This window comes from Komagataeibacter ossonobensis (assembly GCF_057359305.1).
In genome coordinates this window covers 18929-42748 of sequence record NZ_JBXAYQ010000021.1, presented here as the reverse complement: position 1 = coordinate 42748, position 23820 = coordinate 18929, and the positions used below count along the sequence as shown (strand labels likewise).

The window sequence follows — 23820 nt, the reverse complement described above, 5'->3', positions numbered from 1 at the left end:
GCGCCGCTGATGCGTCATCATATTGAAAACTCTTCCGGACGATGGCTCTGAAGCCTGGTCAGGCGTATCCGGGATGCTTTTTGCAGGACACTATTGCGATGAAAAACATTCTCCTTCTGAACGGTGGAAAGGCTTTCGCCCATTCTCATGGTCGTCTGAACGATACGCTGCATGGCGCCGCCCTTGAACTCCTGTCGAACGCAGGTTTCAACACGCGGCAGACAAAGATCGACGCCGGGTATGACATTCAGGCAGAAGTCGAGAATATCCTGTGGGCGGATCTGGTCATCTACCAGATGCCGGGCTGGTGGATGGGCGCGCCGTGGACGGTCAAGAAATATGTTGATGAAGTCTTCACCGCCGGTCATGGCACGCTTTATGCCAATGATGGGCGCAGCCGGTCGCATCCTGAGCGCAAATATGGGTCGGGCGGCCTGCTGCAGGGGAAGCATTACATGCTTTCCCTGACATGGAACGCCCCTGAAGAAGCCTTTGTCGATCCGGCGCAGTTCTTTGAAGGGAAGGGGATTGATGCGGTCTATTTCCCGTTCCACAAGGCCAACCAGTTTCTGGGCATGGCGCCGCTTGCAACGTATCTTGCGTCAAACGTTATGAAGGAACCGGCGGTTGATCGGACCGTCGCGCGCTATCGTGCCCACCTTGCAGACGTTCTTGGCTTTGTCCTGCCAAAGGGTGGCGCTGAATCGTAGCCCGGATCGCAGGGCTTTGCCGGGTAACATGGAACCGAGAGAATAGCATGAAGACATGGATACGTTGGGGCGGTGCCGGAGTGGTCAGCCTGGCAGTGCTGGGTGCAGCGACATGGGAACTCGTCCTGCGTCCGGAAAGCGCATCCCTTCCCGTGACGGCAGGAACAGGCCCGCACCCTGAACTGCCGCAGCCCAACCATACCCTGTTTCCGACTGTCAATGTCGCGACGCCCGTGGGCTGGGCAGACGGGCAGACGCCCACACCCGCTCAGGGGCTGGCGGTTACGGCCTATGCGAAGGGTCTCGACCATCCCCGGTGGCTTTATCGGTTGCCCAATGGCGATATTCTGGTGGCCGAGAGCAATTCGCCCAAAACGGATGTCCAGACACTCAAAAACCGCATTGCAGGGTTTGTGATGGGCAAGGTTGGCGCGGGGGAGACCAGCCCGAACCGGATCATCCTGCTGCGCGACACCAAGGGCGATGGGGCGGCGGATACCCGCACGGTGTTCCTCGACCATCTCTATTCGCCCTTCGGCATGGCGTTAGTGGGGAATGATCTCTACGTTGCCAACGCCAATGCAATCCTTCGCTTTCCATATCATGACGGTGACACGCGGATTGATGCGCTGGGAACCAAGGTTGTGGATCTGCCAGCGGGCTACAACCATCACTGGACGAAAAACCTGCTCGCCAGCCCGGATGGGCGCTTCCTGTATGTGACCGTCGGGTCCAACAGCAATGTAGCCGATAACGGGATGGACGTCGAAGAGGGACGGGCCCGGATCGACCGGCTCGATCTGAGCACGGGAAAGCTGACGCCCTATGCGACGGGGCTGCGCAACCCGAACGGGCTGGCTTTTGAGCCGGAGAGCGGTGCCCTGTGGGTGGTGGTCAACGAGCGCGATGAAATCGGTAGCGACCTCGTCCCCGACTACATTACCTCGGTCAAGGAAGGCGCATTCTATGGCTGGCCTTACAGCTATTATGGCCAGCACGTTGACACACGGGTCTCGCCGCAGCGACCGGACCTTGTGGCGCAGGCGATTGCGCCGGATTACGCGCTTGGCCCGCATACGGCGTCCCTCGGCATGACCTTCTCCCGCGATGCCACCCAGCTTCCGGATGCCTGGCGTCATGGACTGTTCGTCGCACAGCATGGATCGTGGAACCGCCGTCCCAAGAGCGGCTACAAGGTCATCTATGTACCGTTCGCCGATGGGAAGCCGTCCGGGCCGCCGGTTGATGCGCTTACGGGTTTCCTGACACCGGACGAAGCGCATGTGCATGGTCGACCAGTCGGCCTTGCGATTGACAGGTCGGGCGCATTGCTGATGGCAGACGATGTGGGCGGTGCCGTGTGGCGCATGGCTGGAAAGGAGCAGTAGCGGGTGGGGATAAGAGTGCCCCCTGAAGGTCTTTGACATCCTGCTTGATATCAACGACCGGGATGGCATGTGGTTTTGGGCTGCTGCAGCCGATCAGAGTGTTCTGCGACATCTCGCTCCGTGCGTTTGACGAAGTCTGGCCCGCAGCTAGGTGACCGGAACAGTTCCGTATGTCTGATGCCGGAGCAACTGGTGGAACTTGTTGGCGCAGAATGGGTCGATGTCAGCCAGCACTCATGTCGGATTTCGCCTCACTGTCGCCATACAGTGGTTGCTGACGCGATCTTGAAACCGGATATTGCTAGGCTCAGGACTCATAGCCAGAACATGACGGTTGCGGCGGGGCAGATGGCTGAGAAGAAGACGGTCGGGCATCTGTCGTAGCGGGTTGCAACCCGCCGCCAGTCCTTGAGCCTTCCGAACATGATCTCGATGCGATTGCGGCGTTTATATTTTCTCTTGTCGTATCTGACCGGTTTTCCGCGAGATTTCCGTCCTGGAATGCAGGGCCTTATACCTTTCGCTTTCAGAGCGTCCCTGAACCAGTCGGCGTCATACCCGCGATTTCCCAGCATCCATTGTGCTGCAGGAAGACTGTCCAGCAGGGCAGCGGCACCGGTATAATCGCTGATCTGTCCCGCAGTCATGAATGAAAGGGGACAGAGGGAATGGAACTGGATGTTGACCGGGATATGACGGGATATCCGGGGACTGCGTGGGACGAGGACGTTAGAAAAACTGCGGATAAAAAACGGCGCATGAATGTTATCCACAGCGCCGTTTTGATTTTTCGGAATGTCCCGGACTGTCAATCAGAACAGAATGCATGGACATACGGTTTGGACCTGACAGCGGATCGTATATTGCTGCACTCTGAAGGATCTTATTAGCCTCTTAACCGCCTGCATTGGTTTCATCACGATCCCTTTTGGGATCATAGTCTATTTCAGGAACCGCGACACGATGCACGCCATGCGCCCGGATCGCTTGCTTCATTTCTGATATCTGGCCCTCTAGCAGCCTGTCGGGTTGGGGTACCCAGTGAAGGGGTAAGGTTGTAAGGTGGTGAGATGAGCAGCTTCATCCCGTTTGACCGGTCTCAGCCGTATCTTCTGCCGCCTGATCTGAAGGCGTGGCTTCCTGCTGACGATATAGCGCATTTCGTTGTAGCCGCCGTTGAACGGGTTCCGATGAATGCGTTTTCTGTGCCAGTACGCACGGGTGGCAAGGCACAGTACCATCCGCGTCTGATGCTCGCACTTCTGATCGTCAGCTATGCAAACGGGATTTTTTCCTCACGCCGGATCGAGCTGGCGACATATCGCGACATCGGGGTGCGCTTCGTGGCGGCGAACCTGCACCCGGATCATGATACGATTGCTACCTTCCGCCGGACGAACAGGGGCGCCATTGAAGCTGCATTTGCACAGGTCCTGCTTCTGGCGCGCGAGACAGGCCTGCTGCGTCTGGGCGTGGTGTCGATCGACGGCACGAAAATCGATGCTGACGCATCGAAATACCGTTCCCTGCGCTACGACCGGATCAGGACGCTGCGCGAACAGCTGGCTGTGGATATCGCGAAACTGATGGACCAGGCGGAGCGTGCTGACACCACGGATAAAATCGCTAAGCGCAAGCACCGGGGGAAATGCGGCCTTCCACGCAGCGGCATCACGTATCCGGCATTTCTATGTCGCGTCTGGCACGCCGTGGAAAATCCGGGTGATGGGGGTCAGTCCCCCGATCCAGTATGACAGTTCATGCGGACCACTGACGTTCCATATTGCCATGTCCGCCATCATGCCGGTGGCCAGCCTGCCCGTGCTGTCCTGCAGGTTCAGGCCTCGCGCGCCGATACGGGTGACGGCCGCCAGTGTCTCGGCCGGTGTCATGCGGAACAGGGTGCAGGCCATGTTCATTATGGCCGTCAGGCTGGTCGCGGGGGATGTGCCAGGATTGCAGTCGGTCGCCAGTCCCATGGCCACCCCATGCCTGCGGAACAGGGCGACGGGGGGCGCATGTTTTTCACGAATGAAGTAGAACGCGCCGGGCAGCAGCATGGCGATCGTTCCGGCCTGCGCCATGTCCATCACGCCCGCCTCGCTGACATATTCCACATGGTCGGCGGACAGGGCGCGGTACTGCGCGGCCAGGCTGCCGCCACCCGTATCGGATAGCTGGTCGGCATGGATGCGTACGGGCAATTGCAATTCCATGGCCCTGTCAAATAGTCGGCGAACCTGCGCGGGACTGAAGGCAATGTTTTCACAAAAGGCATCGACGCTATCGACCATCCCTTCGGCTGCTGCGCGTGGCAGCACGACATCAATCAGGAAGGAGACGTAATCATCCTGCCTGTCCGCATATTCAGGAGGAAAGGCATGGGCGCCAAGGAATGTTGTATGTACATATACCGGCAGGACCTCGCCCAGCCGTCGGGCGACGCGTAACTGCTTGAGTTCGTCTTCAAGCGTCAGGCCGTAACCGGACTTGACCTCGATGGTGGTGGTGCCCGCGCGGATCATGCGCTGCGCACGTTCCATGGCAAGGGAGAGAAGGGTATCCTCGCTTGCCGCGCGCGTGTTGGTGACCGTGGACAGGATGCCGCCCCCCTGCCGCGCAATTTCCGTATAGGAAACGCCGTTCAGGCGTTTTTCAAACTCCGTGCTGCGGTCGCCCGCATAAATGATGTGGGTATGGGCATCAATCAGGCCCGGCGTCATCCAGTGCCCATGCCCATCAATGACGGTATGGGCCAGCGTATCAGGGGCGGCGGGCAGATCCGCGCGCGCGCCGATCCAGGCAATCCTGCTGCCGCTGGTGGCGATGGCGGCATCGTGAATGCACCCGTACGGATCATCTGACGCGTCAGTGGCGGGCATCATCGTCGCGATATCCAGGTTGATCCAGAGTCTGTCCCACATCGTGCGTTTTCCTTCGTTCCCCATGTTTTTTAGATAAGTATATACAAATAAGTCAAATCTGTTATCAATTCATAACAAAATGCAGGATCACCTGCCTATCAGGCATGAGAGTGAAAATGGTCACGATTTTTGCAAGACAGGCCATGCTGCCCACCGGATGGTGCAGCAATGTGCGGATCGAAGTGGGAAAGGATGGCTGCTTTTCCGCCATTATACCTGATTCCGCTCCCGACCCTTCGGTAATATGCACGGATATTGTCATTCCCCCGCAATACAGCCTGCATTCCCATGCGTTCCAACGCGCCATGGCCGGCCTTGCGGAAGGGCGCAGCAACCCGTCCGATACGTTCTGGACATGGCGCAGGGCCATGTACCGTCTGGCCGACAATGTTACACCGGAACAGATGCAGGATATTGCTACATTCCTGTATATGGAAATGCTGGAACGCGGTTATACGCAGGTTGCCGAATTCCATTACCTGCATCATGGCAGGGGGGGCGTGCCGTATGCCGACCGCGCGGAAATGTCGCTGCGTATCGTGCAGGCCGCGCGAAACGTGGGCATGGGCCTGACGCTGCTGCCGACATTATATGCCCGGTCGGGCTTCGGGGCACAGACGACGTTGTCCCAGCAGCAGCGTTTCGCCAGTACGCTGCAGACCCTGGCGGATATCATAAGCCGGGTGCGCCAGGCAGATGATCATGCAATGTCCCCCATTGTCGGAGTCGGGCTTCATTCCGTCCGCGCCGTGGATATCCGTGAGGTCGGGGCGGCAGTCGATCAGCTGGCGGCTGGCGCGCCGATACATATCCACGTGGCCGAACAGCAGGTCGAAGTGGCGGAATGCCTGCAGGCAACCGGTGCGCGGCCTGTGGAATACCTATTTGATCATGCCGCTGTCGATGCGCGCTGGTGCCTTGTGCACGCCACGCATCTTTCGGCGGCCGAAACGACACTGGTCGCCCGCAGTGGCGCCGTCGCCGGTCTGTGCCCGATTACGGAGGCCAATCTGGGGGACGGGCTTTTTCCCTTTTCGGCTTACGTGGCGCAGGGCGGGCGGTTCGGCATTGGTAGCGACAGCAACATCCTGATCAGCCCTGGCGAGGAACTGCGCCTACTGGAATATGGCGCACGCCTCGATCGGCAGCAGCGTTGTGTCTGTCTGCCGGAAGGGGAGATGGGTTCGGTTGGCGGCTACCTGTACCGTGCGGCATGCGAAGGCGGCCGTCAGGCCTGCGGCCTGCCATCATCGGGGCTGGTTGTGGGGGCGCGGGCCGATCTGTGTGTGCTGGACCCGGAAAAACTGTCCCTGCCGGGACTGCAGGGGGACCGGATCCTCGATTCAGCCATTTTTGCCTGTCCCACGCTGCCTGTGCGTGATGTGATGTGTGCGGGGCAGTGGGTTGTGCAGGACGGTCGTCATGCCGATCATGACGGCATTACCCGTAATTTTCATCGTGCGCTTGCCGCGCTGGCGGCTGAATGAAAGGTTACGATCGATAATGACCAATCTTCCTTCGGGTTCCCCGGTATTCGACTTCCATCCCGGTCATGTGCCTGTCCTGCTGACCCTTCCCCATTCGGGCACGGACCTGCCCCCCGGCATGGCGGCGCGCATGACCCCGTATGGCAGGCAGCTGCCTGATACGGACTGGTATATTGACCAGCTTTATACAGGCCCTGCACGCGAACGCGGCATAGGTGTCATCCGTGCGCGTTATTCGCGTTATGTAGTGGACCTTAATCGTGGCGCGGATGACGCCGTCCTGTATCCGGGACGGCCCAGTACCGGGCTTGTTCCCAATCTGGCATTTGATGGCACGCCGATCTATCAGGCCGGACAGGAACCGGACCAGAACGAGATCCATGACAGGACCACCGCGTTCTGGAAACCTTATCATGATGCAGTTGGTCAGGAACTCGAACGGCTGAAGCAGCAGCATGGCTGGGCGGTGTTATGGGACGGGCATTCCATCCAGACCCATATTCCCCGCCTGTTTGAAGGGCGCCTGCCTGACCTGAATATCGGCACCAACAGCGGCGCATCCTGCGACATGCGGCTTCAGGACCGTATCGAGACCCATGCCAAAAGCCTGTCCGGCTATACCCATGTCGTGAATGGCCGTTTTCGGGGGGGATACACCACCCGGCATTATGGACAGCCGGACCGGGGATTTCATGCCGTGCAGATGGAAATTGCCCAGAGTACCTATCTCCAGCATGAAGACGCGCCATGGCCGCTGGATGAAACGGCCTTCCGCAGGCTTTCCACAACCATGGCAGGATTTCTTGACACCGTTCTGGACTGGACGCCGCAGGTTCGGTGACCAGCAGAATACCACGCTAAAGAGATGGCAGATGCAGGCAGCACGTTTATACGGAATTGGGGATATCCGCATCGAAACCGTTCAGGCACCAACTGCACCGGGTCCGGATCAGGTGCGGATACGGGTCATGGCGGCCGGGATCTGTGGTTCGGACCTGCACAATTTCCGGACAGGGCAGTGGATTACCCGCACCCCCGTCACACCGGGGCATGAGTTTTCCGGTGAAGTCATGGCAGTCGGCCCCGGCGTAACCGGCTTCCGGCCGGGGGATCGCGTGGTGGCGGATTCCCGGGTGGGGTGCGGGCAGTGCCCATCGTGCCGGCAGGGACGGAGCAATCTGTGCGCCAAGCTGGCATTTGTGGGCGAAGTCTGTGATGGCGGGTTTGCACAGGAAGTCGTTCTCCCAGCCCGCCAGTTGCACCGTATTTCCCCCGACATGCCGTTCTGGCTGGCGGCACTGGCGGAACCCCTGTCCGTGGCGGTCCATGCCGTAAACCGACTGGCTCCCGATCCAGGCATGCCTGTCGTGGTCTGTGGCGGCGGAACGATTGGCGGCCTTGCCGCACTGGTGCTGTCTGAACGGCATGATGGCACGGTGTATCTTGTCGAACGCGATCCGAAACGCATGCGCCTGTTACAGAAAACCTGCGGCGTTTCGCCCGTGGCGCTGGATGCGGTCGGCACCGCCGTCAATGGTCAGGCGCCCCGTTTCATGCTGGACACCACGGGATCGGTTGCAGTGGCGGGGCATCTGCTGGATTGTGCCGCGTCGGGGGCGCGACTGGTTCTGGCCGGACTGACCGCGACAAAGCTCAACCTCGACCTGAACCTTATTGTCGAGCGTGAACTGGAGGTGCGCGGCGTCAGCGCCTTTGCCGATGAAATGCCACAGGCCATCGCCCTGTTGCCGGCCCTGCGCGAACGGCTGAAGGCTTTCGTCTCCATGATACAGGGGGTAGGGCAGATACCGGATGTCTATGGGGAACTGCTGGCACAACAGCGTGCAGGACTGAAAACGCTGATCTTTCCCCATTCCATTGCGGAGGAAGCATGATGAAAAACCCCTTCTGTGTGCGTGGGCGCGCCATTGTCGTGACGGGGGGCGGTCGTGGCATTGGCCGGGCAGTGGCGCTGCATCTGGCAGGGCAGGGGGCACGGGTGTTTATCTGTGGCCGTTCTGTCGTCCCCTTGCAGGAAACCTGCGAGATGGCGCAGGGCGATGGCCTGCACATGGACCATTTTACGGTAGATGTGGCCGATACTGATGATATCGAACGGGCTTTTCATGATCTCCACGCACAGGATATCCGGATCGATGCATTGGTAAACAATGCCGGTATGGAAGAACTGCGTCCCGCCATTGATGCGGACGAAGCATTGTGGGACAGGATTGTCGATACCAACCTGCGCGGGGCATTTTTCTGTGCGTTGCATGTAGCGCGCGGGATGCAGGCCGGTGGGGCGATCGTCAACCTGTGTTCACTGGCGTCCGCGGTCGGCATTCCCGGGGCCGTGCCGTATGGTGCGTCAAAATCCGGCCTGCTGGGCGTGACGCGCGGACTGGCCACGGAATGGGGGTCAAAGGGTATTCGGGTCAATGCGGTGGGGCCGGGATATTTCCGCACGGAAATGACGGAGCCCTTTTTTCATGATGAAAAATGGCGTGAGACGATGATGGCGCGCATTCCGCTTGGGCGGTTTGGGGAGCCTGCGGAACTGGGGGGTATCGTGCAGTTCCTGTGCTCGGACGCGGCGGCGTATGTAAACGGCCAGATCCTGTATGTGGATGGTGGTTTCCTGGCGGCTATCTGAAGGTTGTATATATATGTATGATATTATCGTTGCCCATTCGTTTTGGAATTGATATGAATCGGGTGAGCGGGGACCAGGCAGATCTGCAGCGCGCGGCAGGGAACAGACATGGTTTTTTGCCCGGCTATGATTGCCGGTCGCCTATAATGCGTTGCCTGAGTGGAAGCGACCAGATGAACAAGACTGTCAATTTTGTCGATCTGCGGGATGCTGAAAATATTCCCGCCCACCTTCTTGACCGTACGGAAGCCGACCTTGGTCCGTATCTGGAACGGGTCAAGCCGATTATCGAGGCCGTCCGGACCGAAGGTGACGCAGCCCTGCGCCGTTTCGCGCAGGCCTATGACGGCGTGACCATACCCGACATGAGCATCCGCGCCACGGAGGAGGAGTTTGAAACCGCCTTCCGTGCAATGGATCCCGAACTGATCCGTTCAATTGAATATGCAATTGGCAATATCCGCAAATTCCATGAGGCCCAGAAGCCCGAGGACAGCTGGATGATCGAGGTCCAGCCCGGCGTATGGGCAGGGGACCGGAATGTCGCCATTGAATCGGTGGCCTGCTACGTGCCGCGTGGCAAGGGTGCGTTTCCCAGCGTCGTGAACATGACCGCCATTCCGGGCATGGTGGCCGGGGTGCCGCGCCTGGTCATCATCACGCCGCCCGCGCCGGATGGGCGCGTGGATGCGGGGACGCTTGTCGCCGCGCGCCTGATTGGCGTGACCGAAGTCTATAAATGTGGCGGTGCGCAGGGCGTGGCCGCCGTGGCGTATGGCACGGAAACCGTTCCGGCCTGCATGAAGATCGTGGGGCCGGGCAGCCCGTATGTCGTTGCGGCGAAGAAACTGCTTTCCCACGTCATTGATCCCGGCGTGCCCGCAGGCCCGAGTGAGGCGATCATCCTTGCCGATGACAGCGTGGATCCCGAACTGGCGGCGCTGGACCTGATTATTGAATCCGAACATGGGCCGGATTCCTCCGCCTGGCTGGTGACGGACAGCCCGCGCGTGGCAAGGGGCGTGCAGGCGGCGCTGCCCGGTCACTGGCAGCAGATGGACGCCAAACGCGCCGAATTTTCATCCACTGTCCTGTGCGGGGCGTATGGTGGCATCGTTCTGACGCGTGATTTTGATACGGCAGTCGAATTCACCAATGCCTATGCCCCTGAACATCTGGAAATCCTGACATGCGACCCGATGGCTGACCTCGGGCGTATCCGTAACGCGGGCGAGGTGCTGCTGGGGAACCACACACCGGTCAGCCTTGGCAATTACGTCATTGGTCCCAATGCCGTGCTGCCGACCAACCGGGCCGCGCGCACGCATTCACCGCTTTCGGTGCATGATTACATGAAACGGATGTCGTTTGCCCGTGTCTCCGCGCGGGGTTACAGGGAAATGGCGGCCCATACGCACCGTTTTGCATCGTATGAAGGGTTTTCCGGCCATGCGCGTGCGGTGTCTTCCGCCCGCCCACTACCCAAAGGCCAGTAAACCGCCGGTTGTGAACAAAGGCTGTATTCATGAATGACTCAGCATCCGCACAGGCGCTACAGGCCTTTCGTGCGAAAGACGTAGCGCGGACCTGCATCATCCTTTCCGACCTGATACGGGAGGAATTCGGTCTGCAGGTCAGCAATATTACGCTGGGAAATGATGGATACAGCCTGAATTCCGTAAACGGCTTCCTGACCACTCCGACGGGGGAGGAATATTTCTTCAAATTCCATCATGAGGAAAATGAAGAAAGTACCCTTCAGGAATTCTATCGTGGCGAGGTCCTGCGCGACGCTGGCTACCCGATCGACATGCCGGTTTATGTGTCGCGTGCTATCGGCCGGCAGATACTGCTTTATACTAGGCGATCAACGCCACGGCTGGCTGATCTGTGCCGTACATATGACAGGACGGATGCGGATATCGGACCGGTCGTTGCGGCACAACGCGAACTTGACGCGCTGACGGCGCACATTTACCGCAAAACCTTCCACCCGATATCCGAAGCCGAATGCGCAGCCGAGCCCTTTCATCAGCTATTCCACCATCGGCTGACAACCGATGACCGGCAACTTGGGGCGCGGGCGGCGCGTTTTTTCGCATCGGGACGTACATTTGCGTTTCCGGGCGTAAGTATTGCCGATCACGCGTTGCTGGACATGAAGTGGCGCATCAACGGGGTGATGCATGCCGATACGCTGCGTACTGTGCTGGAACGCAGCATGCGACTGCTGTCCCCCTGCATGCTGGCCCGTTCTGGCGGGGTTACGGCGCATGGGGACGCACATAACGCCAATGTATGGTGGGAGGGGGCGGGCAGGAGCCTGACCTTCTTTGATCCCGCTTTTGCCGGACAGAATATTCCGGCCATCATGGCGGAGGTCAAGGCGACTTTCCATAACATCTTCGCCCATGCGGACTGGCTGTATCATCCCCATGACCTGCCTGCTGATATGGCGACCCATGCCAGCGTGACGCCCGACGGAATACTGGATGTCACGCTGGGGTGGGAGATGAATGACCTGCGGCGCGCCTTTCTGGATTCCAAGGCGGTGCTGCTGTGGCGTCCGCTGCTGGAGCATATGCGTGCCACGGGGCACCTGCCTGCCGAATGGCGTGCGACGATCCGGTGTGGCCTGTTCTGCTGTCCGACGCTGGTAATGGATTTGTGCGCCGATGGGGCTGGTGGCCATACGCCGCTTTCATCCCTGACGGGGCTGGCGGTTGCTGTCATGTGCGGCAGCGAGCCCGTGCCACCAGGGCAGGATGTGGTCAGCCGCTTTCTTGATGCAATTGATCCCGGAAATTAGAAATATCATTCCGGAACCAATCTGATAACAGTGATCCCCTGTTATTGAAGGAGTTGCCGTATATGGACATTGACGCACCATTGCGCAATTCGGTTCTGGCCGTTGAGGAAGATACGATTTTCCCCATACCGGCAGACCGGCGCAGGGGAAACACGCGTGGGCTGTGTCTGGTCTGGCTAGGGGCGAACCAGAACATACTCGCGATCCTGACGGGCATGATCTACTGCCAGGTCTGTCACCTTTCGCTGTTCTGGGCGGCGCTTGCCATTCTGGCCGGCAACGGGGTGGGGGGCATGTTCATGGCCCTGCATGCCGCCCAGGGGCCGCATCTGGGCATTCCGCAGATGCAGCAGACACGTGGTCAGTTCGGGGCCTATGGTGCGCTACTGGTCATTGCTGTCGTCATTGTCATGTATGTGGGGTTCACCGCGACATTGCTGGCCATCGGACGTGAACAGGTGCAGCAGGCCCTGGGGGGGGCGCCACATCAGTTACCCGTCTATGTGCTGGCCGCGGCCATCCTGTCGCTGTGTATTGTCGGGCATGGGTGGATTGAACGTTTTGTGGTCGGGTTTACCTATGTGGCGGCCACGGCGTTCTTTGCCCTTGCGGCCTTCTTCCTGTTCTACCTGCATGCCCTGCCGGTCCAGCCGTTGATGGCGATCCCCAGCATGCATGATTTTGTGGCGGCCGTCTCGATCGGGGTGCTGTGGCAGGTGGCGTATGCCCCTTATGTGTCGGATTATTCGCGTTACCTGCCCGCCGATACACCCGAACGCGATGCATTCTGGTCATGCATGACGGGCAGCATCATTGGAACCGCGGTCCCCACCTTTCTGGGGGCCTATATGGGCAGTACCGCATGGGCGGGGAATTTCTATGCCGCGATCCATGCGCATTATACGCTGCCGACTTATGTCCTGCTTGGCATTGTCCTGATTTCGATTGCGGTTTCATGCACGATGCAGATCTATTGCGCAGCCCTGTCCTGCATGACCCTGTTTTATACCATGTGGCCGACATGGCGCCCCACGGCGCGCAGTCGCGGGTTGCTGGCGGGTGGCCTGCTGCTGCTGTCCGTACTGCTGACGATTATGCTGAGTGGCGACATACTGCATATTCTCAACAGTTTCATTGAATTCCTGCTGGCGGTCCTGTCCCCGTGGACGGCAATCAATCTGGTCGATTATTACCTGATCCGGCATGGCGATTATGATATCCGGTCCTTTTTCCGTCATGATGGCGGCATATACGGACGTTTCAACCGTCCTGCCATTTTCTGTTACATCATGGGTATTGTCGTGCAGGTGCCCTTTATTTCAAATGAACTGTATTCCGGCCTGATGGCACGGCAGATGGATGGGGTTGACCTGTCATGGGTGGTGGGAATCCTGCTGCCCGGCCTGGTTTACTGGCTGATATGCCGACAGGCGGATTCCCCCGCACGTCCTGCCGTCAGATAAGATCGTGGACGATACGGCCTGCCGTGACCGTCAGCATGCATTTCAGGTCCGGCAGTCTGTCCGGATCCGTCATGAAGGGATTGCCCGACAGGACGGCGATATCCGCGCGGTAGCCCAGGGCAATACGGCCTTCATACCGTTCCCGTCCGGCAGCCACCGCGGCCTTGCTGGTATAGCTGTCGAATGCTTCGGGAAAGCGGATCGCCTGTGTCGGGATCCATGCTTCCGATGCAGGCGCCCCGATGGGACGGCGCAGGACGGCCTTGCGCAATCCACGCAGGGGATCAAGGGATACAATCGGCCAGTCCGTCCCGAACGCCAGCGTGCTGCCCGCATCCAGCAGCGAGCGCATTGGAAACGCCAGTTGCGCGCGATTGTCCCCCACGCGTTTTTTCCAGACTCCTTCCATGCCCATCCACTCATCCGCAGGCGCGATCATGACGGGTTGCATGCTGGCGATGGTGGATGTGTGGGCAAAACGGGCAATATCATCGGGATAGGGCAGTTCGGCATGTTCCACCCGGATCCGTGGACGTTCCGGGCTGTTGCCTGCGTTTTCCGCCGCGTCCAGCGCCAGACGGATGGCGCCCGGCCCGATGGCGTGGGTCCATATGTCCAGACCGTTTTCCACGCCGGCACGGACCGCATCAATATAGGCCCTGCGGTCCCATAACAGGGTGCCGCGTGCATCAGGCTGGTCCGCATAGCCTTCGGGCATGTAGCCGGTATGGGATTCCAGCACGCCGTCAAGGAAGAACTTGATGCCATCCAGGCGAACCATCGCATTGTCATAGCGTGCGCGCAGGTCAAGCGCTTCGCGCAGGCGCTGTGGCGTCAGGCCGGGATCGGGTTCTATTTCCGTCATCATCCCGATACGGACCGGCAGCGTGCTCGCCGCATCCCGTGCCGACAGCAGCGGCAGGTAGGCTTCGTCATATGCGGCACTCTGCATGCGGGTGATGCCCAGCCGGGATGCCGTATCCAGCACCAGACCCAGCGCGTGATCCATTTCCGGCCCGGTCATGGGTGGGATATGGCTGGTGACAAGGCTGACGGCGTCTTCCTTCAGCCAGCCCGATGGCGTGCCATCGGCGCGGCGCACGATCTCGCCATTTTCCGGGTCGGGGGTATCGCGGGTAATTCCGGCAATTTCCATAGCGCGCGAATTCGCCCATGCCGCATGTGCCATGCCCGATGTCAGGATTACCGGGCGGTCTGGCAGGATGCTGTCAATCATGCGCGCATCGAATTCGCCATCTGGCAGGTCGGGGTAGCCATAGCTCCATTCCAGCCCGCGGATCCATGGCGCGTCGGGATGTGCGGCCGCCCATTGCGCGACCCGTTCCAGCAGGGCCTTCATTGTCCGCACATCTCGCAGCCCGATGGCGGAAAGATAGTCCGCGGCCATGGCGATATGCATGTGGGCATCAATAAAGCCCGGCATCAGGAACATGCCGCCCAGATCACGGATGACGGTTGTCGGGACACATTGCGCCATGATGTCGGATGATGTGCCGATCGCCACGATATGTCCGTCCATGATGCCGACTGCATTGACGGGTGGGGCATGGCCGTGAATGTCAGCATTGATGATGGCAAGGTCGAGGGGCATGGATCTGTTCCTGAGATGGCAATATGGTGTGATTAGAGCATATTGTTTCTTGAATGTAAGGGTATGCTAGCGGCCGCTGCGACACGTCGGTTCACGAACGGACGGCAAAGGGAAAGCCGGGTCTGCGGGCCGGATGATTCAGTGAATGGTATATTGTTTTCAATCGGTTGTCGGTAATGGCCCCGCTGGTTCGGGAATGATGCGGGCAGGGGAAGGGTACCATCGCCAGGCCAGTTGCCTTACATGGATGCAGCGCATCGGAAGTTTCTTCCTTTGGCATAGAAACTTCCGAGCAGGCGATGCCCCCAGACTGCCTTACGATAAGGCGGATGGCCCTGATGATGGAGCGAACATGACGTCCCTGCTGCATGACAGTAACCCGACCGTTGCAGCCCTTGCGCATCTGGTTGCGTGGCCGACCCTGAGCAGGGAAAGCAATCTCGGCCTGATCGAATGGTATGCGCAGCAGTTACGCGCGGCGCATGCCACGGCTACGATCGTGCGGCATGAGGAGACAGATCGTTATGGTCTGTTTGCCACGATCGGACCAGATACCGGACAGGGCATCGTGCTGTCAGGCCACAGTGATGTCGTGCCGGTGCGGGGGCAGGGATGGACATGCGACCCGTTCAGCCTGACGGACCGTGATGGAAAGCTGTTCGCGCGCGGCAGCAGCGACATGAAGGGCTTTCTGGCCTGTATGCTGACGGCGGCACGATACGCGGCGGGTCGGACATTGCGGCATCCCCTGCATTTCGCCATTTCCTGTGACGAGGAAATCGGCTGCGTGGGCGTGCGTTCCCTTCTGGCGTTCCTGCGTGAACGTGGGATCACGGCACAGGGCTGTATCGTGGGGGAGCCAACCGGGCTGCAGGTTGCCGTGGCGCATAAGGGAAAAGTGGCCGCGCGCATTGTATGCCACGGCCGCGCGGCACATTCCGCCAATCCCGTGCTGGGGTGTAACGCCATCCAGATCGCTGCCCGCATGACACAGGAAGTCGCCCGCATCCAGGCAGAAATGATGGACGCTCCGATACAGGACCCGTCATTCGAAGTGCCATTCAACACGGCGCAGGTCGGGCTTATAAACGGCGGGGTCGCGCTGAATATCGTCCCTGACCGGTGCGAAATCCAGTTCGAGATGCGTCTGCTACCCGGACAGTCGGCGGATACATGGCTGGAGCGGTTGCGCGAACGCGCAGTGGGTGTGGCAGCCGATTATCCCGGTGGGGCAATCGACTTCGAAATCATCAATGAATATCCGGGCCTTGTGCCCGAACCTGATACCGCCATCCGCAATATCGCCCTGCAGGCCAGCCAGCATAATGCGGTGACCACCATCGGGTTCGGGACGGAAGCGGGACTGTTCCAGCAGGAACTGACCCTGCCCACCGTAATATGCGGCCCCGGATCAATCGATCGTGCCCATAAGGCGGATGAATACATTACCCGCGACGAACTGGCCGCCGGTGACGCCTTCCTTGCCCGTATTGTTGATACATTGTGCGTGGCGTAAGGCCGTCGGCCCTAGTCGCTGCCTGGAAGTGGCTTTCCCGCAAGCAGTTCACGGCATACCTGCAGGAAGGCCGTCGCCCGCGCCGTCTGCCGTATGTTTGCGATCGTGGCCGTGCCGTACAGCAGCGGCTGGGATGTGTCCTTGAGCGCAAGATAGGCCAGCGGTCTGCCATCCAGCGCCGCCTTGTTGCGGGGACGTGCATTGGCCAGGCTGTAGCCTTCGCCACGCGCGACCAGCGAACGGATGACATCAATGCTCTGGAACCGTCCCATTATGCTGGGCACGATGCCCGCATGGGAAAACAGGGACAGGAAATAATCCCGTGACAGCGGCAGGTCCAGCAACAAGAAGGGTTCATGTTCCAGTTCAGACAGGGCGACATGCCGCCTGCGGGCCAGACGGTGTTGCGCCGATACAAAGACAAAGGGGGGCAGGGCAGCCAGCGGGGAAAAATCCAGATCCTGCGGCATGTTCAGGTCATAGGCCAGCATGGCGCAGATTTCACCATTGCGCAGTTTTTCAATCAGTTCACTGTGATGACCGGCAATAATACGCAGTTGGGCACCGGGGTGGCGGGTTTCGAATTCCTGCAGCAGTTCCGGCACGATCAGGGAATACAGCGTTGTCATGCATCCGACTTCAATCATGCCGCTGACCTGCCCCGACAGGCCAGACGCCGTCATGTCCAGTTCCGTGGCATGAAGCAGCAGGTTACGCGATTCACGCAGGAAGCTATGGCCTTCCTGTGTCAGGGACAGTCCGGCGGCATGATGGCGGATGAACAGGGTAATCCCGAACACGGCCTCAAGCTGGGCGATGGCGGCGGAAATGGATGGCTGGGAGATATGAACCCGCCTGGATGCTGCAGTAATCGACCCCGTTTCGGCAGCCGCGACAAAATATTCGATCTGTTTCAGTGTAAAACGCATGGGGTGGCTCCGGCTGCTGTGTCTGTCACGACGGGACCAGGGACCGCATGGCGGCAGGTGGCGCCGGATCGGATGAAACAGGATAAAAAAGGAAAGGCAGGATCATGACATTTTCCATCGTCGCGCATTGCGCGCGTACCGGGCAGTTCGGGGTGGCGGTCGTATCGTCGTCGCCCGCCGTGGCGGCCCGCTGCGCCTATGCCCGCGCGGGCGTGGGGGCGGTCACGTCGCAGAATGTAACCGACCCGCGACTGGGGCCAATGGCCCTCGACCTGCTGGAACGTGGACTGACACCCGCTGAATGCCAGGTTGTCATGGCCCGCGTCGCAACCCATGCGCAATACCGGCAGATGACCTTTATCGACGGCAGTGGCCGCGGGGCCGCATGGTCGGGCACCGGCACGCTGGGCACCCACGCCGAGGCCTTTGGCAAGGATGTCGTGTCCGCCGGCAACCTTCTGGCCAATGCGGATGTGCCGACCGTGATTGTCGCCGCGTTCGAAAAGGGTGATCCGTCCCTCGAACTGGGGGAGCGGATATTGCTGGCCCTGCAGGCTGGCGCTGATGCGGGTGGCGAAGCCGGACCTGTCTATTCCGCTGGCATGCTGGTGGTTGACCATGAACAGTGGCCGCTTGCGGACCTGCGGGTGGACTGGGGTGAAAATCCGGTCGCGCGCCTGATGGAACTGTGGGCGGTATGGAAACCCCAGATGTATGATTATGTCCAGCGTGCGCTGCATCCCGCCCAGGCCCCTTCATATGGTGTGCCGGGAGATGAGTAGAGCATTGCAATAACCTTTGATCAATCATTATTGCTTCGGTTTTCCTGAGGTCGATCTTCGATATATATTTCTTTGTCGGAATGATGTTCCGTTCGAATATCCCATGGTCATAAGCACTGGTTTTCGGGAGGCGTGCCATGTCCACCCAGACATCGGTATCACAGCATGGGCAGGGATCATCCGAACGTGACCTGTTTGTCGCGGCCATGGGGCATGTTGCTGCCCCCGTGGCCGTGATCACCACGGACGGCCCCGCCGGACGGTTCGGCATTACCGTCAGTTCCGTGACATCCGCATCCGCCGACCCGCCAATGATGATGGCGTGCATCAACCGGCGCAGCCCGGCTTTTGCGGCCATTATCGAAAACGGCTGCTTCGTCATCAACATGCTGTCGCACGACCATGTGGGGGTTGCGGAAAATTTCGCGGGCCGGGCAGGGGCTTTTCCGGCATTCGATTTCGGCTGCGCGGCATGGAAGCTGGGGCAGGCGGGGGGATGGCTGCTGGACGGGGCGCTGGCGTCCTTTGACTGCACCCTTGAACAATCCGTCGATGTCGGGACGCACGGGGTGATTATTGGTGGCGTCCGGCACACCTGTCTGCGGCCCACGATGACGTTGCTGCATTTCCGCCGGGCGTTTCATCGGCCGGAACCCGTTCTTCATAATTCTTGAGCAGGAATATAATTCATGATCCGTACAGGACAGCAGTATCTGGACTCCATCCGTGATGGCAGGCGGATATGGATGAACGGCGAACGGGTAAAGGATGTCACGACGCATCCGATGTTCAGGCCCATCGTGTCCATCCGTGCGCGGATGTACGACATGCAGCATGAAGCGGCTTTCCGTGACCGGCTTGTCTATACGGATGACAAGGGTGATGAATCCCCGCTGGCCCTGCAGTTGCCCCATACGCAGGAAGACTGGAAGGCAAAGCGTATCGCGACCGACACCGTGCTGGATGAAGTGGGGGGCATCGTTACGCGTGTCGGTGACGAGACGATTGGCGAGATGTGGTCACTGTATGACGGTCAGGACATCCTGAACGAGGTCAATCCCCAGTTCGCTGAAAATATCCGCCATCACGTTCACAAGGCGATGTATGCGGACCCGTTTCATGTCTCGGCCAACACGGACCCCAAGGGGGACCGTTCCAAGCGGCCGCAGGATCAGGACCCGGACATGCTGCTGCATGTCGTGCGTGAAACGGATGCGGGCATCATTGTCCGTGGCGCCAAATACGAAACGGCGGCGGCTTATGCCAACCAGGCCTTTACCAAGCCCACCATTGCCAACTGGGGTGATGCCGAACTGTCTGATTACGCAGTCGGGTTCATCTGTGACTTTTCCTCACCCAACCTGAAATTCATCTGTCGCACCGGGTTTGCCGGTCGCGCCCCGATCGAGGATTATCCACTGTCCAACAGATATGACGAGGTCGAAGCCCTTGTCATTTTCGATGACGTGCTGATCCCATGGGAAAACGTACTTTTCTACCGGCATACCAAGGCCGCGACCTTCATCCGTGCGACGCTGCATCGCTACAGTGCCTTCGCCTTCGTGCAGCGTAACCAGAAACTGGCCGACATGATGATCGGCGCCGCCCTGTTCAATGTGCGCCAGACCGGACTGGACCGCCAGCAGGCGGTGCAGGAGAAGCTGGCGACCCTTGCCTGCTACCGTGAAGGGATCAATGCCCACCTGACGGCGTCCATCGCCATGGCGGAAGAAAGCCCCGGTGGCCTGCTCATGCCCAACCAGTCGCTGCTTATGGCCGGGCGTGTGCTTGCGTGTTCCAGGCTGCATGAAATGATGCACCTGACGCGCGAACTGTGTGGCGGACAGATCTGTGTCACGCCGGACGTGGCGACATTCCGGGATCCCGAAACCGCGCCATGGATGGAAAAATTCTATTCCATCAATGAAACATGGCAGGCCGAGGACCGGCGCAAGCTGCTGGCCTATGCCCGTGACATGCTCAATTCCGATTATGCCGGCCATCGTCTGACATTCCAGCTGTTTGCGCAGGCCCCGCCGTTTGCGCATCTGGCTGCGGTCTATCGTAACTTTGACTGGAACGGCGCACTGGAATTCGTGCAGCGTTCAGCCGGGCTGAGCGAAGGTGTGCTGCAGCAGGGCAAGGGAGGGAACAAATAATGACAGGCCAGGTAACACATAAGCGGATCCGCTGTTTCAACACGCGTGATACCTATCCCGAACAGAACCTGGATAATGACCTGTGTCAGGCTGTCGTCGCGGGCCAGACGGTTTATGTGCGCGGCCAGGTGCCGCAGGATCTCGATACGCGTGAAAATGTTGCGGTCGGCGATCCGGTGGGCCAGGCTGAAAAGGTAATGGATAATATCGAACTGCTGCTGAAGGAAGCCGGTTCCGAACTGTCCCATATCTGCAAGGTTACGGTGTACCTGACCGATATCCGTTACCGGGAAGCGACATATCGTGTTCTGGGGCGGCGTATGAAGGGGGTCTTCCCCGTTTTCACGGGGCTGGTTGTCGTGGCGCTGGCCCGCCCGGAATGGCTGATCGAGGTGGATGTTATCGCTGTCATTCCATAAAGTATTTATACATAATGTTTTTTTATCAGGGCTGCTGTTGCTGGCGCGACAGCAGCCCTGAATGTTTGTGGCAAGTATTTCAGCGAATGGTGATATAACAGCCATAATAATTGCTAAAATGCAACATGTCCCGATAAATGTATGGACAGCCAATATGGAGACGTCTGGAATGTAGGAATTCTGTTGCCTTTCCATTACGGGAACATAATAATACAACGATGTTATCTCTGCTTGTACATACATGTGGTTATGCAGCCGGCCCCGGGCCGGAAAAGTCAGTAGACACAGGCATGGCGCGTGTTGCTGGTGCAATCAGATATTTCCTGTCATGATTTTTAAGGGGGCAGTATGCGCAGACGTTCGACTGGCTTGACTGTATGTATGATACTGTCATCAACATTCCTGACTAATGGACTGCGTCTGCACATGGCCCATGCGGCCGATGTCGTGCAAAAAAATCCTGTCAATGCAAAGGCGACAACTGTATCCGGTGGCGCGACGACGGCTGCCAGGGCGGGGGGCACGACAGTCAATACGGGCATCAACGCCACCGGGGCGGGTGAACAGCTGCGTGTCACGCGCACGCGTTCGTATGGGGGCCTGATCCGTAACGAAACGGCGGCGAAATCGGTCAGTACCGTGTCCCATGATTATATTGCCAAGCAGGCGCCCGCGTCCAACCCGCTGGCGCTGGTGGCCATGTCACCGGGTGCGAACGTGTCCATGGGCGACCCGTTTGGCGTCAGTGATGAATCCGATATCAATGTCCGCGGCCTGAACCAGCAGGAAATTGGCTTCACCTTCGAAGGGGCGCCAATGAACGATCCGGATGACTATACCCCCAATTCGTCCGAATGGGTGGATAGCGAGAACATGGATAATGTCCAGCTGCAGCAGGGCGCCCCCAGCATCGAAACCCCCACCACCACGTCATCTGGCGGTACCATGGCCGTCAAGATGCGCGGACCCAAGCATACCCGTGGCGGCGAATTCGATGTCAGTTACGGCACGCACCAGATGAACCGCCAGTTCATCCGGTATGACAGTGGGGATATCGCCAATACCGGTCTGCGGGCATTTGCGTCCTTTTCCGATCTGACCAGTCGCGCCTGGCGTGGTCCCGGGCGGAACAACCGCTGGCATGTGGACTACAAGCTGATCAAGGAATGGGGTGACGGGAATTACATTTCCCTGTCCGGTTCCTACAACAATGAACATACGGCGTGGTACAGCACCCCGACCCTGAGCGACTGGAACAAATACGGGCTGAAGAACAATCCTGATGACATGCAGGGCAAATATACCTTTGGCAGTCCAAATTATTACAAATCCTATGCCACCAGCTGGACCGACTATTTCCTGAGCGCACCGTCACATTTCAAGCTGGCGCGTAACCTGACACTGGATGTAACACCTTATTATTACCATGGCAGCGGGAACTATCCCTTTGGCGTGACAACCGTTTCGACAACCGGGCCGTATTATAACGGAACGATGCCCAATTCTTCACCGCTTGCAGGGAACAATTATTCGGAAGATGGTCAGACCGCGGCAATCCAGAACTGGATTGGCGTGGAAGGCTATACAGGATTCAACTCCACCCTGCATTACAAGGTGGCCAACCATGATCTCGTCTTCGGGTACTGGTATGGCTATACCGACATGCATGTTGATGAACCGCTTAGCGGGCTGGATGCGTCCGGCAATTCAACGGGCTACCTGCGGCAGCAGGATGGCACCACGCTGAATGAATGGTCCTATCACACCATTACCCAGACGAATGCGCTGTATATTGGCGATACCATGCATTTCCTGAACAGGAAGCTGACACTGGATGTTGGCTTCAAGGAAGTCATGGCGGCACGAAATGGCACGCTGAACCAGCCTGGTCCCCAGTACAACGCCAATTATTATTCGGCACAGCCGCTGCCGCGCATGTCCATCAGCTACAAGTTCAACCCGAATATCATGGTATTCGGCAACGTGACGACCAGTTACCGCCTGCCATTGGGTTCCGCTTTCTACAACCAGTATGACAGTCCGTGGGATGGCGGTATGTATCAGACCGCGAACAAGAAACTGCATGATGAATACAGCGTGTCGGAAGAAGTGGGTGCACGGTACCATGACAAGTGGATCACGGCATCGCTGACCCTGTTCAATTACAACTTCTCGCATCACCAGATTAACGAATACATCGGTAACGTGCCGTATTATCAGGATGCGGGCAGCATGACGACGCGCGGTTTCGATGGTGAACTGGCGCTGCATCCATGGCATCACATCACGCCTTACGGGTCGGTTGAATATCTGTATGCCCGTCAGGATTCCAACATTACAATGGATGGCGTGACCTATCACACGGCAGGCAAGATGGCGACTTCCGCGCCACGCTGGATGGCGGCAGCCGGCCTGCAATATGATGATGGTCGTTTCTTTGGCAGTGTGTCGCTGAAATATGTGGACAAGGAATACGGCACGTTCATGAACGATGAACAGATTTCCGGTCACAAGCAGGTTGACATGATGATCGGCGCCCGCGCGCCGGATATCGGCTTCCTCAAGGCGCCTTCACTGCGTCTGAACGTTATAAACCTGGCGGATCATCACTACCTGTCCGGGGTGTATAATACCGGGCCGGTCGCGGGCACCGCGCAGTACTACACGGCGCCGAACTTCGCGTGCCTGGGAACATTCAGCACGGGCTTCTGATCCGGTTGCGTTCCATGAAGGGGTCATGCCTGCGGGCATGGCCCCTTTTTTTGTGGGTCTGGATAGGTTTTGACTATCCATCTGGTACGTTTTTTGTTGTTGTCCTATATGGGATAAACATTACGATTTCGGTTATCTGAAATACATACATGATATCAGAAGCTGTTTGAAAAGTCAGATCAGGAAGCATCCTGCAATCATAAGGAAGTTTCTGCTGAAGCTTTTTTCGAAAAGGCGGAGCCTGGAAACTTTTACTG

Annotated in this window: 18 protein-coding genes and 3 pseudogenes; 17 read left to right on the top strand and 4 right to left on the bottom strand. The window is 58.7% G+C overall.

Translation table 11 applies throughout. The features are described from left to right. The first annotated feature begins 98 nt into the window (after window positions 1-98). The 3 genes and pseudogenes from mdaB to AC1RQ9_RS12105 form a co-directional block, all read left to right on the top strand. Entirely contained in the window at window positions 99-710 is a 612-nt protein-coding gene (gene mdaB / locus AC1RQ9_RS12115) for an NADPH:quinone oxidoreductase MdaB (protein ID WP_485987142.1), read from the top strand. A gap of 47 nt (window positions 711-757) precedes the next feature. Then, window positions 758-2098, top strand: coding sequence for a PQQ-dependent sugar dehydrogenase (locus tag AC1RQ9_RS12110; RefSeq protein ID WP_485987141.1), 1341 nt, complete (start codon window positions 758-760; stop codon window positions 2096-2098). Window positions 2099-2157: 59 nt separating this feature from the next. Next, window positions 2158-2332 (top strand): annotated as a pseudogene (locus tag AC1RQ9_RS12105) (YbaK/EbsC family protein); the annotation flags it as partial. An 80-nt stretch (window positions 2333-2412) separates the two neighbouring features. Here AC1RQ9_RS12105 and AC1RQ9_RS12100 read toward each other — a convergent pair. After that, window positions 2413-2748: pseudogene (locus AC1RQ9_RS12100) on the bottom strand (transposase); the annotation flags it as partial. Between the two features lie 420 nt (window positions 2749-3168). Here AC1RQ9_RS12100 and AC1RQ9_RS12095 point away from each other — a divergent pair. After that, window positions 3169-3717, top strand: a pseudogene (locus AC1RQ9_RS12095) (transposase); the annotation flags it as partial. Between the two features lie 69 nt (window positions 3718-3786). On the opposite strand, the gene hutI reads toward AC1RQ9_RS12095, so the two are convergent. Continuing rightward, the gene (hutI, locus tag AC1RQ9_RS12090) at window positions 3787-5022 is read right to left on the bottom strand and encodes an imidazolonepropionase (RefSeq protein WP_485987140.1); all 1236 of its coding nucleotides are present in this window, start codon (window positions 5020-5022) and stop codon (window positions 3787-3789) included. Window positions 5023-5138: 116 nt separating this feature from the next. On the opposite strand from hutI, the gene AC1RQ9_RS12085 reads away from it, so the two are divergent. The 7 genes from AC1RQ9_RS12085 (at window position 5139) to AC1RQ9_RS12055 (ending at window position 13434) form a co-directional block, all read left to right on the top strand. Continuing rightward, window positions 5139-6509 (top strand): formimidoylglutamate deiminase, encoded by a 1371-nt coding sequence (locus AC1RQ9_RS12085; protein ID WP_485987139.1) that lies wholly within the window; start codon window positions 5139-5141, stop codon window positions 6507-6509. Between the two features lie 16 nt (window positions 6510-6525). Further along, complete coding sequence (gene hutG / locus AC1RQ9_RS12080) at window positions 6526-7350, top strand: N-formylglutamate deformylase (RefSeq protein WP_485987137.1); 825 nt, start codon at window positions 6526-6528, stop codon at window positions 7348-7350. 31 nt (window positions 7351-7381) lie between these two features. Further along, window positions 7382-8404, top strand: coding sequence for a zinc-dependent alcohol dehydrogenase (locus tag AC1RQ9_RS12075; RefSeq protein ID WP_485987135.1), 1023 nt, complete (start codon window positions 7382-7384; stop codon window positions 8402-8404). Next, window positions 8401-9162, top strand: coding sequence for an SDR family NAD(P)-dependent oxidoreductase (locus tag AC1RQ9_RS12070; RefSeq protein WP_485987133.1), 762 nt, complete (start codon window positions 8401-8403; stop codon window positions 9160-9162). Before AC1RQ9_RS12075 ends, AC1RQ9_RS12070 begins: the two co-directional genes overlap by 4 nt. Window positions 9163-9335: 173 nt before the next feature. After that, window positions 9336-10658, top strand: coding sequence for a histidinol dehydrogenase (gene hisD / locus AC1RQ9_RS12065; protein WP_485987132.1), 1323 nt, complete (start codon window positions 9336-9338; stop codon window positions 10656-10658). A 29-nt stretch (window positions 10659-10687) separates the two neighbouring features. Next, window positions 10688-11971: a hypothetical protein gene (locus AC1RQ9_RS12060; RefSeq protein ID WP_485987131.1), complete on the top strand. Its 1284-nt coding sequence runs from the start codon at window positions 10688-10690 to the stop codon at window positions 11969-11971. A 62-nt stretch (window positions 11972-12033) separates the two neighbouring features. Further along, a complete protein-coding gene (locus tag AC1RQ9_RS12055; protein ID WP_193731412.1) occupies window positions 12034-13434 on the top strand; it encodes a purine-cytosine permease family protein in 1401 nt (466 codons plus the stop codon). Here AC1RQ9_RS12055 and AC1RQ9_RS12050 read toward each other — a convergent pair. Further along, window positions 13427-15046, bottom strand: a complete 1620-nt coding sequence (locus AC1RQ9_RS12050) for an amidohydrolase (protein WP_485987130.1) — start codon at window positions 15044-15046, stop codon at window positions 13427-13429. The two genes, AC1RQ9_RS12055 and AC1RQ9_RS12050, sit on opposite strands and share 8 nt — an antisense overlap. Before the next feature lie 352 nt (window positions 15047-15398). Between AC1RQ9_RS12050 and argE the strand changes: the two genes are divergently transcribed. After that, entirely contained in the window at window positions 15399-16562 is a 1164-nt protein-coding gene (gene argE / locus AC1RQ9_RS12045; protein WP_485987128.1) for an acetylornithine deacetylase, read from the top strand. A gap of 11 nt (window positions 16563-16573) precedes the next feature. Here the strand turns inward: argE and AC1RQ9_RS12040 are convergent, their stop codons facing one another. Then, window positions 16574-17491: a LysR substrate-binding domain-containing protein gene (locus tag AC1RQ9_RS12040; protein WP_485987127.1), complete on the bottom strand. Its 918-nt coding sequence runs from the start codon at window positions 17489-17491 to the stop codon at window positions 16574-16576. Between the two features lie 104 nt (window positions 17492-17595). Here AC1RQ9_RS12040 and AC1RQ9_RS12035 point away from each other — a divergent pair, with 104 nt between their 5' ends. From AC1RQ9_RS12035 to AC1RQ9_RS12015, 5 genes are all read left to right on the top strand, one after another. Then, entirely contained in the window at window positions 17596-18273 is a 678-nt protein-coding gene (locus tag AC1RQ9_RS12035; RefSeq protein ID WP_485987125.1) for a DUF1028 domain-containing protein, read from the top strand. Window positions 18274-18410: 137 nt separating this feature from the next. After that, window positions 18411-18947 (top strand): flavin reductase family protein, encoded by a 537-nt coding sequence (locus AC1RQ9_RS12030; protein WP_485987124.1) that lies wholly within the window; start codon window positions 18411-18413, stop codon window positions 18945-18947. A 15-nt stretch (window positions 18948-18962) separates the two neighbouring features. After that, window positions 18963-20432, top strand: a complete 1470-nt coding sequence (locus tag AC1RQ9_RS12025) for a 4-hydroxyphenylacetate 3-hydroxylase family protein (protein WP_019086714.1) — start codon at window positions 18963-18965, stop codon at window positions 20430-20432. After that, a complete protein-coding gene (locus tag AC1RQ9_RS12020) occupies window positions 20432-20851 on the top strand; it encodes a RidA family protein (protein ID WP_010507340.1) in 420 nt (139 codons plus the stop codon). The genes AC1RQ9_RS12025 and AC1RQ9_RS12020 overlap by 1 nt, the downstream gene beginning before the upstream one ends. 426 nt (window positions 20852-21277) lie before the next feature. After that, entirely contained in the window at window positions 21278-23563 is a 2286-nt protein-coding gene (locus tag AC1RQ9_RS12015) for a TonB-dependent receptor (protein WP_485987123.1), read from the top strand. Window positions 23564-23820 lie beyond the last annotated feature (257 nt).

Bases quoted from the DNA above. Each gene is read 5' to 3' on its own strand.
- mdaB (WP_485987142.1), top strand. From the start codon at position 99: ATGAAAAACATTCTCCTTCTGAACGGTGGAAAGGCTTTCGCCCATTCT.
- AC1RQ9_RS12110 (WP_485987141.1), top strand. From the start codon at position 758: ATGAAGACATGGATACGTTGGGGCGGTGCCGGAGTGGTCAGCCTGGCA.
- hutI (WP_485987140.1), bottom strand. From the start codon at position 5,022: ATGTGGGACAGACTCTGGATCAACCTGGATATCGCGACGATGATGCCC.
- AC1RQ9_RS12085 (WP_485987139.1), top strand. From the start codon at position 5,139: ATGGTCACGATTTTTGCAAGACAGGCCATGCTGCCCACCGGATGGTGC.
- hutG (WP_485987137.1), top strand. From the start codon at position 6,526: ATGACCAATCTTCCTTCGGGTTCCCCGGTATTCGACTTCCATCCCGGT.
- AC1RQ9_RS12075 (WP_485987135.1), top strand. From the start codon at position 7,382: ATGCAGGCAGCACGTTTATACGGAATTGGGGATATCCGCATCGAAACC.
- AC1RQ9_RS12070 (WP_485987133.1), top strand. From the start codon at position 8,401: ATGATGAAAAACCCCTTCTGTGTGCGTGGGCGCGCCATTGTCGTGACG.
- hisD (WP_485987132.1), top strand. From the start codon at position 9,336: ATGAACAAGACTGTCAATTTTGTCGATCTGCGGGATGCTGAAAATATT.
- AC1RQ9_RS12060 (WP_485987131.1), top strand. From the start codon at position 10,688: ATGAATGACTCAGCATCCGCACAGGCGCTACAGGCCTTTCGTGCGAAA.
- AC1RQ9_RS12055 (WP_193731412.1), top strand. From the start codon at position 12,034: ATGGACATTGACGCACCATTGCGCAATTCGGTTCTGGCCGTTGAGGAA.
- AC1RQ9_RS12050 (WP_485987130.1), bottom strand. From the start codon at position 15,046: ATGCCCCTCGACCTTGCCATCATCAATGCTGACATTCACGGCCATGCC.
- argE (WP_485987128.1), top strand. From the start codon at position 15,399: ATGACGTCCCTGCTGCATGACAGTAACCCGACCGTTGCAGCCCTTGCG.
- AC1RQ9_RS12040 (WP_485987127.1), bottom strand. From the start codon at position 17,491: ATGCGTTTTACACTGAAACAGATCGAATATTTTGTCGCGGCTGCCGAA.
- AC1RQ9_RS12035 (WP_485987125.1), top strand. From the start codon at position 17,596: ATGACATTTTCCATCGTCGCGCATTGCGCGCGTACCGGGCAGTTCGGG.
- AC1RQ9_RS12030 (WP_485987124.1), top strand. From the start codon at position 18,411: ATGTCCACCCAGACATCGGTATCACAGCATGGGCAGGGATCATCCGAA.
- AC1RQ9_RS12025 (WP_019086714.1), top strand. From the start codon at position 18,963: ATGATCCGTACAGGACAGCAGTATCTGGACTCCATCCGTGATGGCAGG.
- AC1RQ9_RS12020 (WP_010507340.1), top strand. From the start codon at position 20,432: ATGACAGGCCAGGTAACACATAAGCGGATCCGCTGTTTCAACACGCGT.
- AC1RQ9_RS12015 (WP_485987123.1), top strand. From the start codon at position 21,278: ATGGCCCATGCGGCCGATGTCGTGCAAAAAAATCCTGTCAATGCAAAG.